14 protein-coding genes are annotated in these 19,353 nt (G+C 67.3%); 6 read left to right on the top strand and 8 right to left on the bottom strand.

Going from position 1 to position 19,353, the window contains the following annotated elements; genetic code table 11:
- Window positions 1–19 precede the first annotated feature (19 nt).
- From ACYVG2_RS00755 to ACYVG2_RS00740, 4 genes are all read left to right on the top strand, one after another.
- Window positions 20–1,942: an alpha/beta hydrolase gene (locus ACYVG2_RS00755; protein ID WP_460779230.1), complete on the top strand. Its 1,923-nt coding sequence runs from the start codon at window positions 20–22 to the stop codon at window positions 1,940–1,942.
- A 74-nt stretch (window positions 1,943–2,016) separates the two neighbouring features.
- Complete coding sequence (locus tag ACYVG2_RS00750) at window positions 2,017–2,583, top strand: hypothetical protein (protein WP_460779229.1); 567 nt, start codon at window positions 2,017–2,019, stop codon at window positions 2,581–2,583.
- A gap of 80 nt (window positions 2,584–2,663) precedes the next feature.
- Window positions 2,664–3,233, top strand: a complete 570-nt coding sequence (locus ACYVG2_RS00745; RefSeq protein WP_460779227.1) for a hypothetical protein — start codon at window positions 2,664–2,666, stop codon at window positions 3,231–3,233.
- Between the two features lie 46 nt (window positions 3,234–3,279).
- Window positions 3,280–3,678 carry a YccF domain-containing protein gene (locus tag ACYVG2_RS00740; protein WP_460779226.1) on the top strand — a complete coding sequence of 133 codons (399 nt, stop codon included), beginning with the start codon at window positions 3,280–3,282 and terminating at the stop codon, window positions 3,676–3,678.
- A gap of 66 nt (window positions 3,679–3,744) precedes the next feature.
- Here the strand turns inward: ACYVG2_RS00740 and ACYVG2_RS00735 are convergent, their stop codons facing one another.
- A complete protein-coding gene (locus ACYVG2_RS00735; protein WP_460779225.1) occupies window positions 3,745–6,561 on the bottom strand; it encodes a lamin tail domain-containing protein in 2,817 nt (938 codons plus the stop codon).
- A gap of 135 nt (window positions 6,562–6,696) precedes the next feature.
- Window positions 6,697–7,683 (bottom strand): glycerophosphodiester phosphodiesterase family protein, encoded by a 987-nt coding sequence (locus ACYVG2_RS00730; protein WP_460779223.1) that lies wholly within the window; start codon window positions 7,681–7,683, stop codon window positions 6,697–6,699.
- 88 nt (window positions 7,684–7,771) lie between these two features.
- Here ACYVG2_RS00730 and ACYVG2_RS00725 point away from each other — a divergent pair, with 88 nt between their 5' ends.
- A complete protein-coding gene (locus ACYVG2_RS00725; RefSeq protein ID WP_448964141.1) occupies window positions 7,772–8,671 on the top strand; it encodes a Bax inhibitor-1/YccA family protein in 900 nt (299 codons plus the stop codon).
- Window positions 8,672–8,812: 141 nt separating this feature from the next.
- Window positions 8,813–9,085, top strand: coding sequence for a GlsB/YeaQ/YmgE family stress response membrane protein (locus tag ACYVG2_RS00720; protein WP_448964142.1), 273 nt, complete (start codon window positions 8,813–8,815; stop codon window positions 9,083–9,085).
- Window positions 9,086–9,091: 6 nt separating this feature from the next.
- On the opposite strand, the gene ACYVG2_RS00715 is transcribed toward ACYVG2_RS00720, so the two are convergent.
- The 6 genes from ACYVG2_RS00715 to ACYVG2_RS00690 all read right to left on the bottom strand — a co-directional run bounded on the left by ACYVG2_RS00715 (window position 9,092) and on the right by ACYVG2_RS00690 (window position 19,258).
- Window positions 9,092–10,375: an RNA polymerase sigma factor gene (locus tag ACYVG2_RS00715; RefSeq protein WP_460779915.1), complete on the bottom strand. Its 1,284-nt coding sequence runs from the start codon at window positions 10,373–10,375 to the stop codon at window positions 9,092–9,094.
- 17 nt (window positions 10,376–10,392) lie between these two features.
- Window positions 10,393–10,818 carry a YciI family protein gene (locus tag ACYVG2_RS00710; RefSeq protein ID WP_460779222.1) on the bottom strand — a complete coding sequence of 142 codons (426 nt, stop codon included), beginning with the start codon at window positions 10,816–10,818 and terminating at the stop codon, window positions 10,393–10,395.
- Between the two features lie 97 nt (window positions 10,819–10,915).
- On the bottom strand, window positions 10,916–12,316 hold the full coding sequence (locus tag ACYVG2_RS00705; RefSeq protein ID WP_460779221.1) for a glycosyltransferase: 1,401 nt from the start codon (window positions 12,314–12,316) through the stop codon (window positions 10,916–10,918).
- 1 nt (window position 12,317) lies between these two features.
- Complete coding sequence (guaA, locus tag ACYVG2_RS00700) at window positions 12,318–13,895, bottom strand: glutamine-hydrolyzing GMP synthase (protein WP_448964145.1); 1,578 nt, start codon at window positions 13,893–13,895, stop codon at window positions 12,318–12,320.
- On the bottom strand, window positions 13,892–14,410 hold the full coding sequence (locus ACYVG2_RS00695; protein ID WP_448964146.1) for a DUF3817 domain-containing protein: 519 nt from the start codon (window positions 14,408–14,410) through the stop codon (window positions 13,892–13,894). Before ACYVG2_RS00695 ends, guaA begins: the two co-directional genes overlap by 4 nt.
- 129 nt (window positions 14,411–14,539) lie before the next feature.
- Window positions 14,540–19,258 carry an ExeM/NucH family extracellular endonuclease gene (locus tag ACYVG2_RS00690; RefSeq protein WP_460779219.1) on the bottom strand — a complete coding sequence of 1,573 codons (4,719 nt, stop codon included), beginning with the start codon at window positions 19,256–19,258 and terminating at the stop codon, window positions 14,540–14,542.
- Window positions 19,259–19,353: the final 95 nt, after the last annotated feature.

The raw sequence follows: 19,353 nt of genomic DNA, 5'->3' as shown, positions 1-19,353 counted from the left end.
CTCTCCATCGCTTCCGCACGTGGTCGACGCCGGCGCTGTCGAGGCACTCGTGGACCGGATCACCACTGCCGCGACGACGCTGCAGTCGGCGATGCTCGACGCCCAGGAACGCTGGAAGCGCATCCCGGAGGTGTTCGACGTGACCGGCGCCGAAGGCGCCCAGATCATGCTCGACCCGCCGACGGCATCGATGCAGGATTTCGTCACGGCCATGTTCGAAGGCCGCCGTGTGCTGTCGGATGCCGCGACATACATCCTTCCGTCGCTGAAGGCGCGCCGTGAGGAGCTCGCCGCGCGGAACGTCACGGTGAATCAGGACCACGCCGACGCGCACGCGGAGGCTCAGACGGCGGAGACCGCCTACTGGGCGGCATTCGATGCCGATCAGGATTCTTCGACGACGACGAGTGCGCGCGCGGATCGCATGGATGCCCTGCACGCGGCGGACGCCGCCGATCGCGCGGTCGGCGATCTGCAGTCCGACATCGAGCGATTCCGCCGCGACATCGATGATGCCGAGGAGTCGATCGCCGGCGAACTGAAGAGGATCAGTGGCGGAGACGAGGTGCGCGGGGCTTGGGGCGAGGAGTTGCGCATATCGCAGACGTACTGGGGCGTCGTGGAGTCTTCGTATCCGATGGGTCCCATCACGCATCTCGGTCTGGCCGAGCAGCTGGAGGTCTCGCTCTCCGACGCGTCTGCGGCTCGGCTCGAATGGCTGAGCACGGCCGACAGCTCGAAGGCCGAGGCGTGGCTCGCATCGCACCCCGATTTCGCCAGCGCGGTCGGCTTCGTCGACCCTGCTCGTGCCATCCGACTGTGGGAGGGACTCGAGGCTCAGTCGTCTCGCGGATCCGACGGCGAAGGCGCATGGCAGACGGGACCGCTCGCCCAGCTCTTCGCACTCGCTCCGTTCGTCATCGGCAACCTCAACGGGCTGCGCGCGGCCGACAAGACGGAGTTCAATCGCGAGACGTTGAGGCAGCTGCTCGCGGGGGATCTGAACGAGACGCAGCGGAGTCAACTTGAGGAGCTTGATTCCCTGCTGAAGAGCGCCGTTGAGAATCCAGAACCACCAATGTCCTTGCTATCTCTATTCCTGGAGACAGACGACGGCAGTCCGCGGGTGAGCGTTGGGTTCGGTGACGTGGACGCGGCGAATCAGATCACGACGCTGACACACGGTATCGCCACAGACACGGGTCAGCTCGGCGAATGGTCAGACAGCGCCATCGAGTTGAAAGCTGAACTCGATCGCGAACTCGGAAAGCGCGACTCGTCTACGACGACCGCGACAGTCCTGTTCATGGAGTGGGACTCCGGCGACACAGGCAATGTGTGGAACATCGAGCGTCCGGACGCCGGTGCAGAGCGGATGGCGCAGTTGCTCCGTGGCCTCGAAGCGAACAATCCGAACGCGCAGCTCAATCTCGGCCTGCACTCTCTCGGCACGACATCGGGAACCCAGATGGTCGCCGATAACCCAGGACTGGTCGAGAATGCCTGGCTCTACGGTTCAGCCGGCATCACCGACGACACAGCCAGAGCGCTGAGCAGCCAGATCGATGATGGCCTTCTGGTTCTGCATGCGACTCATGCGGAAGACGACTTCATCGCCCCGATCGGCCGCTGGCCGGTATCCGAGCATTCGATCGATCCTCGCGAGATCGATGGCGTCGAGGTGTTCAGCGCCGACGGCGGGTGGGTGCCCGGCTACGGCGACGGGGCCGGGGAGCATGGAGAGCGCACCGAGGGCCACAACTCGCAGCGCAGTACGGAGTGGTACTACCGGTTCGACGGGTTCGAGCCGTCGCTGACCGGCGACCCCGTCCCCGTCATGGATGATGAGGCGGTCGGGTATCTTGACCCGATGTCACAATCCTTCAAGCAGACGATCATCGACCTCGTCGACGCTGCGGTCGCCCAGGAGGTTGCGCAATGATGCGTCGTCGCCGGATGAGCCTGATCGCCGTATCTATGAGCGCAGTGCTCATGTTGAGTGGATGTGGGGAATCTGTGAGTGATGAGGATCTGTTCGAGCGGGCCAGGACGGTGAACTTCGAGTACAAGGCCGCGGTCGCCGACGTGCAGATGCAGATCCTCGACGGGGAATGGCGCCTCGAACGATACGGCGACACTCCACGATCCTGCGGGAATGACGGTTACGACTTCCGCTTCGGCCGCACCACTCCCGAGGGATGGAGAATCGACGGCACACCCGCCGAGGCCGCGCACCGCATCGGAGAATGGCTGGATGAGAACGGGTGGACCGACATCAAGACCCGCACCTACACCGGTGAGGTCCTCAATGTTGCCATCCAAGCCGCGAAGCCCGACGCCCACGTGGAGCGCATCACCATCGACTTCAGCCCCGGCGAACACTACGACTCCGCCACCATCTACGCCGACAGCACCTGCGAACCCGGCGATTGGAAAGCAATTTCCGATTTGCGACGCCCCGGATATCCGAACGACGAGAAGAACCTCGAACTTCAGCCCACCACGGAGCACCCCACCGCTGACCCGAGCTTCGGGTACACCGTGGACGGCGAACGCCGATTCTGGAGCGACGAATCCGAGTGATGCGTGCGCTGACCCGGCACGTTGCAGCAATGCCCGTCCTCGTGGGTGCCTTGTTGGTGTTGAGTGGATGTGGGGAATCTGTGAGTGATGAGAATCTGTTCGAGCGGGCCAGGACGGTGAACTTCGAGTACAAGGCCGCGGTCGCCGACGTGCAGATGCAGATCCTCGACGGGGAATGGCGCCTCGAACGATACGGCGACACTCCACGATCCTGCGGGAATGACGGTTACGACTTCCGCTTCGGCCGCACCACTCCCGAGGGATGGAGAATCGACGGCACACCCGCCGAGGCCGCGCACCGCATCGGAGAATGGCTGGATGAGAACGGGTGGACCGACATCAAGACCCGCACCTACACCGGTGAGGTCCCCAATGTTGCCATCCAAGCCGCGAAGCCCGACGCCCACGTGGAGCGCATCACCATCGACTTCAGCCCGGGTGAGCTCTTCGACTCCGCCACCATCTACGCGGACAGCACCTGTGAACCCGGCGACTGGGCCACGATCGCGGAGATCCAGCTCCCCGGCGTCACCACGGCCACGAATGTCGAGGTCGAAGACCGACCTGCAACAGAGCATCCGACGGCCCGCCTGAGCTTCGGCTACAACGAGGACGGCACGCCCAGGTACTGGCCAGACGAATCCGACTGACCGACACCCCCAGCGCCTTCTCGGCCGCGGGTGTCAGAATCTGTGCATGCGCACGATCCTCAACGTCATCTGGCTGGTCCTGTCCGGATTGTGGCTGTTCCTGGGCTACACGCTCGCGGGCATCATCCTGTGCATCCTGATCGTCACGATCCCCTGGGGGATCGCCTCGTTCCGCATCGCGGGCTACGCCCTCTGGCCGTTCGGGCGGCAGATCATCGAGAAGCCCAGAGGCGGGGTCGGAGCCTTCCTCGGCAACGTCGTGTGGGTCGTCCTGGCCGGATGGTGGCTCGCGATCGGGCACATCGTCTCCGGCATCGCCCTGTGCGTGACGATCATCGGCATCCCGATGGGCATCGCCGACTTCAAGATGGTGCCGATCTCGCTCATGCCGCTCGGTAAGGACATCGTCTCGACGCGGAGAGGCCCGTTCGATTCGAAGCGCTGACCGCGCGCGCGAAAGCGCTGAGGGCGCGTGGAGCGATCGGCTCCACGCGCCCTCAGTGTTCTTCGGCTAGGCCGTCTGCCGCCGGCGGCGCAGGGTCACTGCGATCGCACCGGCGAACAGGAGTCCCAGTGCGAGCACGAGTGCGCCCGCCGGGAGTTCGGAACCCGTGGCCGCGAGACCGCCACCCGAGGCCGTGACCTGGATGTTCACCCAGCCCAGCAGCTCACCGTCCGCGGAGTAGACCGCGAGACGGTGGGCACCTGCTGCGGCGTCCTTCGGGATCGTGACAGTGATCGCTCCCGCGGCGTTCAGCGTGCCGTCTGCGAGGAACGTCGGATCTGAGTACATCCACACCTCGACGTCGGTGCCGGCGTGCTGCGCGACCGTGATCGTCACCTGCTCACCGGGTGCGACCGACGTCTTGTCGACCGTCGCTCCCCCACGGTTGCCCTCCACGATCGCATCGCCCGGCAGCGGCTCGATCGAAGGACCGGGCTGGTTTCCACCCTCGCCCGGACCCTCGCCCGGACCCTCGCCCGGACCCTCGCCAGGACCTTCACCGGGGCCCTCGCCGCCGCCGGCCGGCAGCGTGCTCGTGCGCAGCGCCTCGGAGGCGAAGCCGTCGGCGAACCACCACACCGGACGCTGACCGTTCGACGCGAGCGAGGCCGGCGCCGTGGCGAAGCCCTCGTTGTTGATGTCAGGCAGGCCTGCAGCTCGTGCGAAGTGCGCGATGCCCGGCTCCGCCGTGCCGTTGAGGGTGATCTGCGCCGACGCTCCGTGGCATCCGTCGTCGCATACGGCCCACAGCACTCCGAGCACCGTGTCGTAGTCCAGCGCCATGACGCCCGCAAGGCCGGGATCGATCGTCGAGACGAGCTGTGCCGATCCGTCGGCGGTCAGCGCGAACGCGTACACCCCGCCGTTGTCCTCGACAGCGACGAAGAAGAGTCCGTCGTTCTTGCCGGCGTACGCCGCGGGGTCGTAGGCGGCCTGCGCCTTGTCATCGAAGAGCGTGCCGGTGAGCGCGGCATCCGGCACCCACTCGACCGCCTCGATGCCGAGGTTCGCACCGACGGCCGGGAGCAGCGCAGTGAGGTCCCACTCGGTGAGTGCGACGAGGTCAGCGCCCGGATCCTCCGGGTCGACCTGCAGGATCGTGTTCTGGTTGACGCCCTTGGCGCTGTTGTCGCGCTCGGATGCCACGTACACCAGGCCGTCGGCATCGGTGGTGATGCCTTCGGTGTCCGGGCCGGCAGCACCGGGATCGGCAGCGTCCTTCTGGAAGCGCACGCGCTTGCCATCGGCCCAGCCGTCGACCATCGACACCGAACCGTCAGCCGCGGCCTTCAGCTTCCAGATGCGGCCTTCGCCGTTGTCCACGGCCCAGAGGAACGTTCCGTCGGCGGTCTCCTGCACGTCGAGTCCCGAGCTGTCCTCGAGGAACATCGGCGCGGAGTCGAGAACGCGCACATCAGCGGATCCGGGCCACGGAGCGAGCTCCGGCTGCGGCTCGGGCTCAGCGCCGCCTTCGCAGTCGTTGACCGCGCCCTTGGTCGAGACGGCGACATCGACGAACTCGTCGCCGCAGCGCGCCCAGACGCCCTTCGCGTGGTCGGCGTAGATGTGCTCGGCGACCGTCTTGCCGTTCGCGTCACGCACCGTGACGGTGTCGCCGCCGCCGAGGCCGAACACGAAGTCGGCCGGCTGATCGAACACGAAGTATCCGCCTGCGGCGAGCACGGTGCCCGCGGGAAGCGGCGTGGTCTCGGCCGCGTGGTCGACGGGCTTGTCGTCCATCACGCTCCAACCGGAGATGTCCACGGCGGATGCTCCGGTGTTGTGCACCTCGACCCAGTCGGTGGCATCGCCGTTCGACTCGATCTCGTTGATCACGACGGCAGGGGTGACGCATGTGTTCGGCGCGCCCGGTGTCGGCGTCGCGAGCGCAAAGGCTCCCTCGCCGTCGATGCAGCGGGCGAGTGTCGCGGCGGCGAAGTCGCCGTCGATCGCGGCGTGCCCCTCCCACGGAAGGGTGTCGTCGATCAACGCACCCGAGGTGTCGAAGAGACGGATGCGGTCGGCTGAGCCGATCCCGATCGGGTCGCGGAACGCCGTCTCGACGCCGTCGACGATGCCGACCGTTCCCTCTTCCACGAGCAGGAATCCGCCCGCGGGGATCGAGGTGCCCGGCGCGAACTGCCAGCGGTGGTCATCGGAGTTGTCGCGGATCTCGTACCCGGAGACGTCGAACGCCGCGTCACCGGGGTTGTAGAACTCCACCCAGTCGGCGGGCTGCGAATCGACCTCGTTGATGAAGATCGAACCGGCCACCGGCTCCACGGGCTCCTCCGGCTCCTCCGGGATCACCTCGAACGTGTTCTCCGCGCCCTTGGTCGAGGCACCCGTGATGCTCCAGACCAGCTCGCCGTCCACTTCCTGCGCGCCCCAGCTCGGCACGGCGTGCGTGCCATCGGGCCAGGTCGTCTGCAGCAGCGGCTCAGCCCCATTGGCATCTCCCGGCGCGAACACGCGCACGCTGTCGCCCTTGCCGAGCCCGAAGTCGAAGTCGCCTTCGCCCGCGTCGGACAGGGTGTCGAGCACGAGGTACGCACCCGGCGCGACGACCGTGCCCTCGGGGAACGTGTACGGGTTCTTGTCGCTGTTGTCCTGGACGACGTAGCCGCTCAGGTCGACGTCGGCGTCGGAGTGGTTGTAGAACTCGATCCAATCGTCGGGGCTGCCGCCGTTGGAGACGACTTCGTTGATCCGGACACCGAGCGGCGCCTCGGCGCCGAGGGCGGAGGTGGGGACTGCGAGCAGCAGAGTGGCGCTCATCGCGCACACCGCCGTCGTCGCGAGCCCGCGTTGCAGGCGAGACATGTGACTCCAGGGTCAGAAGAGGAACGGGATGGGATCAGACCATCGAGTCGCGCTTAAATTTCTGAGTCGGGAACGTGTACACCGAGTGAACGGGCCATGTCCGGCGGGCGCTTCGATGCGCGCGCCCGGACGGCGTCAGCCGCGGAAGAACGCGATGCCGAGGTCGGGGTGGTCGACGAAGACCCCGTCGATCCCGGTGTCGGCGAGCACAGCCCACTCCGACTCGTAGTCGCCGAATGCCGCCTTGCCTCCCTCGCCGCGGAACTCCGCCGCGAGGAACGCGTTCTCCGGCCGCGCCGTCCAGGTGTAGACCTTCAGGCCCCTGGCGTGCGCGTCGGCGACGATCGTGCTGCCTTTGGCGAGCAGCATCCGCTTGTTCACGCTGATGCCGTCGACCTCGCCGACCAGGGCGTCCAGCCCGTGCGGTGTGACCGTGGCCTTGTACGTCGCGGCGGCTTTGCCGTGTGCGACGAGCTGGTCGTACGGGCGACCGGATGCCTCGATGAGGTAGACGTACGAGGCGGGGATGCCGTGCGCGCGCAGACGGGCGAGCACCGTCGATTCGAAAGCCTCGATGATCAGGGGAAGCTCTCCATCGGCCCACCCCGCCTCTCGGAGGTCGTGGATGATCATCGGAACCAGATCCAGACCGATGCTCTCGAAGTAGGTGGCGTGCTTGATCTCGAGCACAACGCCGATCTCGCGGCCGTGCTCGGCGGAACCCTCACGCACGATGTCGAGCAGGTCGATGAGCCGCAGCACGCCCTGTCCGCCGTCGAAGGTCGCACTCGCCGCACGCACCGCAGGAATCCGCTCGGTGGTGCGCAAAGTGGCGATCTCGTCCCAGGTGAAGTCCTCGGTGAACCAGCCCGTCAGCGCCTGCCCGTCGACGCGCTTGGTCGTCTTGCGGTCGGCGAACTCCGGATGCTCCGCCACATCGGTCGTGCCGGAGATCTCGTTCTCATGGCGCACGACCAGCACGCCGTCCTTGGTCGCGACGATGTCGGGTTCGACGGCGTCGACGCCCATGGCGAGCGCGAGCTCGTACGAGGACCTGCTGTGCTCAGGGCGGTAGCCAGGGGCGCCACGATGACCGATGACGAGTGGAGACCTCCTGGGCATGCTCTCAGCGTAGAACACCCCATACATCACAAAGCCCGGGTATCGTTGAGGAAAGCGACCTTAAGACCCACTCGGAGTGAGGCCCACCATGAGCAATTTCGCATTCAACAACCCGGCATTCCAGAAGCAGGATCCTCGGAACGTCGCCACGTACCCCGGTGCTGCCGGCCAGTCCGCGCAGACCGCATCGCTCGCGCACGCGGGGATGGATGCCGCAGCCAACGCGCAGCTCGAGGGCATGTACGCCGCCCCGCCGGCAGGCGCCATCGAGACCGACCGCATGAGCGTCGAGGACACGGTCTGGAAGACCGCCGGACTGTTCGCGATCCTGCTCGTCACCGCGGTCGTCGGCTGGGTGTGGACGCTGGGCGGCGTGAGCGTCGACCCGCGGGCCGGCGTGTCGATGCTCCCGATGATCGTCGGTGCACTCGGCGGCTTCGTCCTCGCGATGATCATCACCTTCACGTCCCGTAAGAAGGTGCGCCCCGCGCTGATCTTCGCCTACGCCGCGTTCGAGGGCGTGTTCGTCGGAGGCATCTCGGCGTTCTTCGAACTCCTCTACCCCGGCATCGTCGTGCAGGCGACGCTGGCGACGGTCGCCGTCGTCGGCGTGACCCTGGCGCTCTTCGCCAGCGGCAAGATCCGCGCGTCCGCCAAGATGACGAAGATCTTCATGATCGCCATGGTCGGCTACCTGGTCTTCTCGCTGCTGAACCTCGTGCTCATGTGGACCGGCATCAACGACAACGCATTCGGCCTTCGCAGCGTCGAGATCATGGGCATCCCGCTCGGCGTCATCATCGGCGTGCTGGTCGTCTTCATGGCGGCGTACTCGCTGGTGCTCGACTTCGACCAGATCCAGCAGGGCGTGCGCAACGGCGCACCCCGCGTCTACGGCTGGGTCGGCGGCTTCGGCATCATGGTCACCGTTGTCTGGCTCTACATCGAGATCCTGCGCATCATCGCGATCGCCCGCGGCAGCAACTGACCGCGAAATGGTCTGCGGAAAGGCCCCAGCTCTTCGGAGTTGGGGCCTTTTCCCATATTCTCGACACGCGCGCAAGGGGGTGGCTTTTGTGCAAAGTGGGGAGCATAGTTGGCTCACCGCTACAGAAAGGGGATTTACATCATGGGTTTCCTCGCATTTCTTATCCTCGGATTGATCGCCGGAGCGATCGCAAAACTGATCCTGCCTGGTAAGCAGGGTGGCGGCTGGATCGTCACTCTCATCCTCGGCGTCGTCGGAGCCGTCCTCGGCGGCTGGATCGGCGGAATGCTCTTCGGTGTCGGTCTCAACGAGTTCTGGAGCCTCTCCACGTGGGCTCTCGCGATCGGTGGCGCGATCATCGTGCTGCTGATCTACGGTCTGATCGTCGGCCGCGGAGACAAGGTCCGCGACTAGATCCGACTACTCGGAGGCTTTCGCCTCCAGGAGGGCCCGTTCCCTTTCGTTCCCCGCGAGTCTCGCGGCGGTGGCGAATTCGGAACGGGCCTCTTCTCTGCGTCCGAGGCGCAGCAGCATCTCCCCCCTGGTCGCCGGAAGCAGATGGTAGCCCTTCAGAGCGTCGGATGCCGCGAGCTGGTCGATGATGCGGAGAGCGGATGACGGACCGGTGGCCATCGCCACGGCCGCAGCCCTGTTCAGCTCGATGACGGGCGACGGCGCGATGCGCCCCAGCGCCTCGTAGAGCACCACGATGCGCTCCCAGTCGGTGTCTTCGACGGATGCCGCGACCGCATGGCATTCCGCGATCGCCGCCTGCAACCCGTAGGCCGTGCGTCCTCCGCCCAGGCGGTCGGCCGCGGCGAGCGCGGCACGCCCGCGGGTGATACGGCTCCTGTCCCATCGTGACCGGTCCTGATCCGCCAGCAGCACCGGTTCCCCGTTGGCATCGACCCGTGCGGGAAATCGTGCAGCCGTGAGCTCCATCAGCGCGAGCAGACTGTGGGCGTCGCGCTGCTCGGGCACGAGCGCGGTGAGCACGCGTGTCAGACGGATGGCCTCTTCGCCGAGCTCGGGGCGCATCCAGTCGGAGCCGCTGCTCGCGGCATGGGCTTCGTTGAAGATCAGGTAGAGCACACCGAAGATCGCACTCAGTCGCTCCGCGTACTCGTCGCGCGGCGGCACCTCGAAGGGCACGTTCGCCGCCGCCAGCGTCTTCTTCGCGCGCACGATGCGCTGCTGGACCGTGGCGACCGGCACTAGGAACGCCCGAGCGATCTGCTCGGTCGACAGCCCCGCGACCACCCGCAGTGTCAGCGCGACCCGCGCCTCTCGCGAGAGCACGGGGTGGCACGAAACGAAGACGAGGCGCAGCACGTCGTCGTCGATCTCATCCGGATCCCAGGGGTCGGCATCAGCGGCATCAGCCTGCTCCCGCTCGAGATCATGGGCGATCACAGCGATCCTGTCGTCGAGCCGCTCCTGGCGGCGCCAGCCGTCGATCGCCTTGCGCTTCGCCACGGCTGTGAGCCATGCGGCGGGGTTTCGCGGTACGCCCTCGGACGGCCACTGCGTCAACGCGTCGAGGAGCGCCTCCTGGGCGAGGTCTTCGGCATGACCGAAATCACCGACCATCCGTGTGAGCGTGGCGACGATCTTCGCGGATTCGATGCGCCACACCGCGGCGACGGAGCGCTCCACGCTGCTGGTGGAGCGCTCCGTCTCGCCGTGCGGATCGAGGTCGGTCATCTCGTCGGGCTGCGGGCTCACTGCTGGGCGCGCTGCGCCTGCTCGTCGCGCCAGCCCTCTTCCTTCTGGATCCACTCGTTGTCGGCGGGGAAGTCCTCCATCTCGGTGACACGACGCACCTCGAGGAACGCGCCGGGGCCGAGGGGCGCGCGCTTCGCCCACTCCGCTGCCTCCTCGCGCGTGGAGACCTCGATGATCCAGAAGCCGTTGAACAGCTCCTTGGTCTCACCGTAAGGGCCGTCTGTGACCAGCGGCGCCTCCGCCGAGAAGTCGACGACGAAGCCCTCTGCGGCGTCTGTCAGGCCCTCACCGGCGAGCAGCACCCCCGCCTTCATCATGGACTCGTTGTACTTGCCCATCGCCTCGATGATCTGCTCGAACGGGATGTCCTTGTATGCATCGACACCCGAGTCGTCCGCGCGCATGATCAGCATGAACTTCATGATTTTCTCCTTGGTCCGGGGGGATCGTTCTCGACCCTCTCACTAAGACGTCGAACGGGAAAGACCCGAATCGACATCGTGAAGAAAAAAATCTGGATCAGCGGCGGGACGGCGCCGTCAGAACCTCGCGCACCGTCGCCGCGAACGCATCGATCGCGCGCTCGGCGCTCCACGCGGATGCCGCGACCGGTGCTTCCGCCACCAGGCGCGCATGCAGCTCAGGATCGGTGAGAACTCGGCGCAGCGCGTCGGCGAGCGCCGCCTCGTCACTGTCGGGTACGAGGATCCCACCGCCGCCGGCGAGCAGGTCACCAGGCCCGTAGCGCACGTCGTACGAGACGACAGGCACATCGTGCAGCAGCGCCTCGAGGATCGACAGCCCTTGGCCCTCGAACGCCGTGGACGTCACCACGACCGATGCCCGCTCGAGCACCCGCCCCGGGGAATCCGTATGTCCGGCGAGCATGACCCGCGAACCGACGCCGAGGTCGTCGATCAGCGTCTGCAGCGCGTCGTGCTCCGCTCCCCCGCCCCAGATCTCCATCCGGGATCCGGGGACGTCCGCGGCGACGAACGCGCGGATCGAATGGTCGATGCGCTTGCCTGGCGCGAGGCGGCCGAGCACGACGACGAGACCGGGTTCGCGCTCGAGCACGGTTGCCGCACGCGTTGCGGAATCGGGGGCCCCGTTCGGGATCACGACATGGCGAGTGGCGTCGCCGAACCGGGCGACGACATCGTCACGCTGCGTCCTCGTCGGCCATGCCACGGCATCGAAGTGATCCGCCAGCGCGAACCAGCGCGTCCACAGGGCGTTGAGCGCGGCATCCGGTGTGTACGGCGCCTCGAGGTGCATGGTGTGGATCGTGTGGATGATGCGCACGCGCGGGTGATCCCAGTCGGCGATGAGCTCGCCCAGCTGGCGTGACTCGCAGATCACGACGATCTGCTTGTCGGTGATGGCGGCCGTGATGTGCTGGAGCCATGCGGCGTACAGAGCCCGGAACCCTGCCACCCCGCCGATCACCTGTGCTGTCGCGTCGTACACGAGCACCGGCTCCTCCGTGAGGTGCCAATCAGGGTTCCCCGGGATCACGGGCAACGCGGCGAACGGGCGGTCCTCCTCGTCGCGAAGCACCCGGTACTCGCGATCGGGCGCTGGCGTCGACAGGTCTGCGGATGCCGCGTCGTGCAGCCACGCGGCCGCACCACCGCCGGGGAATGCGGCCTCGTCGAACAGGTTGCGCATGCGTGCAGGATCCACGATCGCACCGCGCCGTGCGAACGTCGCCCGATGCGCGGCATGGGCCGTGGCATCCGCCGGATCGAAAGTCAGCAGCAGGGGTCCTCGACCGTCGGCGACGCCGGCCGCGGCGAGCTGCTTCGCGCGCGACAGCGTCGCGATCGTGTAGCCCCCGTCGAGATCGGGGACGAGCCGGCTGGAGAGCACGAGGTACTCAGCATCCGGCAGTGCGGAATCTAGCGAGATCCCGCCCACGTCACTCCCACTCGATGGTTCCCGGGGGCTTGGACGTGACATCCAGCACCACTCGGTTCACGTCGCGCACGCTGTTGGTGATCCGGTTCGAGATCTTCGACAGCACGTCGTACGGAAGACGGGTCCAGTCGGCGGTCATCGCGTCTTCGCTCGAGACGGGGCGCAGCACGATCGGGTGCCCGTAGGTGCGGCCGTCGCCCTGCACGCCGACCGAGCGCACGTCGGCGAGCAGCACGACGGGGCACTGCCAGATCTCACCGTCGAGACCGGCCCTGGTCAGCTCTTCGCGGGCGATGGCGTCGGCCTCACGCAGAATCTCGAGACGGTCAGCGGTGACCTCACCCACGATGCGGATTCCGAGGCCCGGCCCCGGAAAGGGCTGGCGGCCGACGATCGCCTCTGGGAGACCGAGGTCGCGCCCGATCTGACGCACCTCGTCCTTGAACAGGGTGCGCAGCGGCTCGATGAGCTCGAAGTCGAGGTCTTCCGGCAGCCCGCCGACGTTGTGGTGCGACTTGATGTTCGCGGTGCCGGTGCCGCCGCCGGATTCGACGACGTCGGGGTACAGTGTGCCCTGCACGAGGAACTTGATCGGCTCGCCCTCTGCCTTGGCCTCGGCGACCAGGTCGAGCTGCACCTTCTCGAATGCGCGGATGAACTCGCGACCGATGATCTTGCGCTTCTGCTCCGGATCGCTGACGCCCTTGAGGTGCCCGAGGAACGTGTCGGCGGCATCCACCGTGATCAGTCGCACACCGGTCGAGGCGACGTAGTCCTGCTCGACCTGCTCGCGCTCTCCCTTGCGGAGAAGGCCGTGGTCGACGAAGACCGCGGTGAGCTGGTCGCCGATGGCCTTGTGGACGAGCGCCGTGGACACGGCAGAATCGACGCCGCCGGAAAGGGCGGAGATGACGCGGGCGGAGCCGACCTGCTCGCGGATGCGGGCGACCTGCTCTTCGATGACGTTGCCGCTGTTCCAGTCGGATGCGAGTCCCGCTGCCTTGTGGAGGAAGTTCTCGATGACCTCCTGGCCGTGATCGGAGTGCTTGACCTCTGGGTGCCACTGCACGCCGTAGAAGCGCTTCTCGGCGCTGCCGAAGGCGGCGACGGGGGTGTCGGCGGTGGATGCGAGGACATCGAAGCCCTCGGGTGCGCGGGCGACCTGATCGCCGTGGCTCATCCACACGTTCTGGGTGTCCGGCTGCCCGCCGAGCAGCACGCCGCCGTCGCCCGTGAGCGCGGCATCCGTCGCCCCGTACTCGCGGAGTCCGGTGTTCGCGACCTCGCCGCCGAGGGCGCGGGCCATCACCTGGAAGCCGTAGCAGATACCGAGCGTCGGGACGCCGAGATCGAAGATGTCGCCGTCGAGCGCAGGGGCGCCCTCCTCGTAGACCGACGATGGACCGCCGGAGAGGATGAGCGCGACGGGGTTCTTCTCGGCGATGTCTGCGGCACTGACCGTGTGCGGCACGATCTCGCTGTACACGCCGGCCTCGCGCACGCGACGCGCGATGAGCTGTGCGTATTGCGCGCCGAAGTCAACGACGAGGACGGGACGCTGTGCGGTGTCGGCGCTCATCGCGCTGCCTCCTGGTTTTCTGATGCTTCGGCGGCGACGGCCGCCTCACGTGATGCGAGGTACGCCTTGACCTCACGAGAGACCTTGGCCTCCATGATGAAGGAGAGCGCGGGGATGACGCCGCCGAGGGCGAGCGTGATGAAGCGGCTGAACGGCCAGCGCATCAGGCTCCACAGGCGGAAGACCGAGAAGAGGTACACGACGTAGAACCAGCCGTGCGCCACGAGGATGAACAACGACAGGTTCGTGCCGTCGCCCGCGGAGACGAGGTCGCACCCCATGCCGCCCGGCACGAAGAGCGAGAACCACTGGCAACCGTCGCCGACGATGACCGGCGCGAACCAGAGCAATCCGCCCGAACCGCCGGCGAACAGCTCGACGTGCGTCGGGCTGTACTTCAGGATCATCTCCGCCAGCAGCAGCAGCAGCATGACACCCGTGATGATCGACGCGATCTGGTAGAACTTCAGCGCCCCACGGATCTTCGGGAAGGAGGCGGCTTTCGGTTCGGGCATGCCGTCAAGTCTACCCGGGGTCGTCGCGGCTCCCGCCGCCACGATCGGACGCCGCCGCGCACGCGGAAGCGCCTGGCGCACCCGCGAGGGGCACCAGGCGCTTCCGATCTCACTGCGCTGCGCGCGGGGTCACTGCTCGATGCGGCGACGGCGGACGAACACGAACGCTGCACCCAGCAGCAGCAGGATCGCTGCCACCAACAGGTACGGCGTCGGGTCGGCACCCGTGACGCCCAGCTCACCGCCAACGTCACCGGAACCACCGCTTCCGGCCGCGGCCGTCACGGTGAGTGCCGCAGTGGCCTCGGCACCATCAGGCTGGATCACCGCGAGCGTGTGCGCACCGGCCGCTGTGCTCTTCGGGATCGTGACGCTGACCGAGAACGTGCCGTCACCGGCCACCGTCACGGTGCCGACCTGGACCGGCGTCGAACGCAGCTCGATCACCAGATCCAGTGCGGCGTCGAACCCGGTTCCGTCGATCGTGACCGAACCGCCGGCCGCGACCGAGGTCGCGCTCAGCGTGATCTCTCCCTCTGCCACCGGCGCGGCGGCGAAGGTGACGGGCACCTCGACGCTCGTGCCGTCCGAGGTGGCGACGGTGAGCCGCTGCTCGCCGAACACGCCCTCCGGGACGGTGAAGGTCAGGCTCGCGCGCCCTGCTTCATCTGTGGTGTCGACCACGGTCGGGTCGACAGTGCCCGCGGCGAGTTCGCTGTCTCCGAGCGAGACCGTGGCCTCGGTCGGTGCCGCATCTCCGCCCGTGAAGGCCAGAGAGGAGAGCGCGATGGTGACCTCGTCGCCGGCGCTGTAGCCGTCGGCATCCGCAGGGCTCAGCGCCACGCCGACCGCGCGCTGCGCGAGGCCGGGCGCCGCCGTGCCGTTGGCGTCGAACCACTCGACCGTGGACTGCAGGTCGACCTTGCCGGTGTCCGCCTTGCCGGTGCCCTCAGCGAAGGTGAAGAAGTTGTCTCCACCCGCGGCGAGGAACGAGTTGGCCGCCACGAGGTACGACGCCGCCGGATCGATCGGCTCACCGTTCAGGGTGACGGACGTGATCCGCTCCCCCGCCGACGCCGTCGGGTCGTAGGTGTACTGCAGCCCCTCGGAGAGGCCGAGCTTCAGGAACGGACGGCTCGCCTCCTCCGGCTGCCACTGCTCCTCGAGCACCGCCTCGACCTGTGCACCGGTGAGGTTCAGCGTCACCAGGGTGTTAGCGAACGGCTGCACCGTCGCGGCTTCGCGGAACGTCACGTTGCCGTCGGGGTCGGAGGCCCCCGACGACGCGTATGTGAGGTTCGCGCGGATACCACCGGGGTTCATCATCGCGATGTCCGCACCGGTCGCCCACTTGTGCACGTCGGCCACGAAGTTGCCGATCGTCGACTCGCCACCGCGGTTCTCGGTGCCGTCGCTCTGGCGAGCGCGGTTGAAGTCGCCCGTGATCTCACCGACGGATTCCGCTCCGAGCACGTCGGCCTGGGCCTTGGCCGCGTCGACGATCTTCTGCACCTCGGGGTCGGCGTCGTACAGCGGGATGACGACGTCCCTGCCGGTGACCGGATCCTTCTCGGTCCTCGTGAGGGGCTTGATCTCGTTGGTGATCGAGAGCAGCTCCTTCGTCTTCGGGTCGACGCTCAGCGAGGTGAGGGCGAAGCCCTCGCCGTACTGACCAGCCTGGAAGACCGGACGACCGTCGATCACGTGGTTGTAGACCTGGTGCGTGTGCGCGGTGGAGACCGCGTCCACGTCGGCGTCGAGACCGTCGAGGATCTCCCCCAGCGGTGTTTCGGGGGTGATGCTGGAGGCATCGGTGTTCGCCGCGCCCTCGTGCACGAGCAGGATGATGACATCCGCTTCGCCGTTGCCCTCGTCGCCGTCCTTGAGGTCTTCGGCCACCGCGTTGACGGAGTCCGCGATGTCGCGGATGTCGAGGTCGGCGAGCCCGTCCGCGGAGACGAGGCTCGGAAGGTCCTCGGTCACGGCGCCGATGAAGCCGACCTTCACGCCGTCGAGCTCCTTGACGAAGTACGCGTCGCCGGCGTGCTCATCGGTGCCCTTGAGGAACACGTTCGCTCCGAGGTACGGCCACTGGGCACGGGGCTGCACACGGTCGCGCAGGTCCTCCCAGCCCTGGTCGAACTCGTGGTTGCCCACCGAACTGACCTCGAGGCCCGCAGCGTTCAGGGCATCGATCGTGGGGTTGTCGCTGTCGATGAACGAGGTGAACGTCGATGCACCGATCGAGTCGCCGTTGGCGGCGAAGATCGTGTTCGGGTTCGCATCGCGCACGGAGTTGACGGCACCCGCGAGAACAGCGGCACCGGCTGCGACGCCGTCGGCCTCGATCCGGCCGTGGAAGTCGTTGATCGTGACGATGTCGATGCTGACCGGCGGGATCTCGCTGGAAATGCCGACGATCACCGGGTCGTGGTCGCTGGATCGGAACGGCGTGCCGGACTCGGCCGCGCCGAACGAATAGCCGCGGTCGCTCCACTCAGCGGAGTTGATCCCCCACACGCCTGTGCCGGTGACCGACGCGGTGAGCGAAGGCGATGCGATCGCGTGGTCGAGCGAGCCGAGCTCGCCGTCGAACGTGTACGTGTACTGCCCTGCGGCCTGAGCGGGCACGAGATCGGTCCAGCCGGCCTGCGCGAACACGTCGATCGGGTCCTCCTGGCCGTAGGCGTTGAAGTCGCCCAGCAGCAGGATGTCGTCACTTCCGCTCGTCTGAGCCAGCGTCTCGGTGAAGCCGAGCAGCGACTGCGCCTGAGCGGTGCGGTCGGCGTTGAAGTGGCCCTGGCCGTCGGCCGGCTCGTCGCCGTCGCCGGACTTCGACTTGAAGTGGTTCGCGACGACCGAGACGATCTTGCCATCGAGGTCGAAGGTCTGCGCGATCGGCTCGCGGGCGTTGCCCCACACGGTCTCATCGACCACTGTCGCGCTGTCGCCGACGGGCGTCGCGGCATCCTTCTTGTAGATGATCGCGTTCGTGATCACATCGGTGTCGGTCGACAGCAGCGCCTCCGGCGTAGGGACGTACTCCCAGACGTCGGAGCCGGCGTCAGCGTTGAGACCGTCGACCAGATCGGCGAGGGCCGTGTCGACCGGCTTGCCGAAGTGGATCGAGTTCTCGATCTCCATGAGCGCGACCACATCCGCATCGAGGTCGTTGATCGCCGTGACGATCTTCGACTTCTGCGCCGCGAACAGCTCCGCCGTCTTGGCGCCGCGCGCCTCCGGGTTCTCGCTCTGCAGCGTCGTGAAGTAGTTGAAGACGTTGAACGCGCCGACCTGCACGTCGCCGCCCACCTCGGGGGCCACGTCGGTGCGGGGGTTCTCGGTCGTGAACGTCGCCTTGTAGGCCGCGTCGCTCGCGTCGTCGATCGCGACGACAGGCTGCAGACGCCAGTCCTCGAAACCGTACTGCAGCACGTACCCGGCGTCGGCGAAGTCGACGACGTCGCCGTTGCGGACGACCGTGCCCGTGGTGAAGTACGGCTGCTCACCCGTGTGGGCGCCGCTGGTGACCTGCGAGTTCCAGCCGTCGTCGAGCAGGATGCGCTCGGCGCGGTTCGCGGCCGCGATGGCATCGGCGTCGGCACCGGGACGCGTCGTCTCGGTGCTCTTGACATTGAGCTCGCCCGGGGTGAGCCAGAGCGTGCCGAAGTTGTACAGCTGGTGGCTCGATGCCAGGCGGTAGGTGCCGGCGGGTGCCACGAACATGTTCTCGTAGGCCTCGCGGTCGGCGCCGCTCACCGTCTCGGGCAGAGGCGTCGCCTCGGGAACACCGACGCCTGCCGTGACCACCGAGACGTCCTCGACTGCCGCCGGCGAGATCTGGGTCTGACCGAAGTACTCCGAGACCGTACCGGTGACCGAGACCAGGTCGCCGATCGCCAGGGTCGGGGCGAGCGCGTTCAGGAAGACGAAGACGCCGTCGGATGCGCCGGGGGTGGCGTCGGCGTCGCCACCGCTGCCGGCGGTCTGGATCGAGATGCCCTTGTAGCCGCCCACGCGGTAGTCGCCGGTGACGATGCCCGTGGTCGTGACGGTCTGGCCGTCGAGCGGCGAGACATCGCTCGTGCCCTGCACCTCGGCGATCGACACGGTGGTCGGCTCGACCGGATCGACCGGATCGACCGGGTCGGTCGGCTCGGTGACACCGGAGCCCTGAGGGGTGATGGTGGCCGAGAGCGTGAAGTCGACGCTGTTGTCGTCGGTGTCCGCGCCGTTCGTGCGGTTGAGCGACTTCACGTCGGTGTTGCCCGCCGGCGGGGTCGCCGCCGCGGTCTCGAACGTGTTCGACGTTCCGTAGCCGAGCACGTCTACGACGCCGTCGACACCCGCGACCGAGCCGGGCGCGAGGTTCACGGCGTCCGTGCCCTCGACGAGGGCGAGCGTGCCGTTGGTGCCGCTCGGCGTCAGGGTGCTGACGACATCCGGGGTCGGCAGCGCAGCGCCGTTGGTGCCGTTGCTGTTTCCCTGCACGAGGAAGTAGCCACCCGCCGGAATGGTGCCGGTCAGCGGCGCCACACCGTTGAAGGCGGCCGTCCCCGTCGCGGAGCGGTACTGCAGCGACATCCCGTCGAGGGTGATGTCGGCGGCGGTCGGGTTGTACAGCTCGACGAACTTGTTGGTGAAGGCCGCGCCGGCGCTTCCGCCGGACAGATACGCCTCGTTGATGACCACCCCCGTGCCGGTCGTCTCGGCGAATGCGGGGGTTGCGACCAGGGCGCCTGCGCCGAGCGCGAAGACACAGGTCGCGGCAAGGGCGCCGATGCGGCCCCTGCCTGTACGGTGCGACACGGAGACCTTGAGGTTCCGGTCGTCAGGGGCGGACATCATCGGTGCTGTCTCCTCGATCGACTCGAACGACAGCTCGGGTAAGACTGCCGTCGTGCGCGCTCACAGCGCGCACACATGTTGGTGAGCATACGGAG

This window comes from Microbacterium shaanxiense (assembly GCF_054779995.1).
The sequence above is the reverse complement of the archived record's forward strand: the minus strand, read 5'-3'. Positions and strand labels throughout refer to the sequence as shown.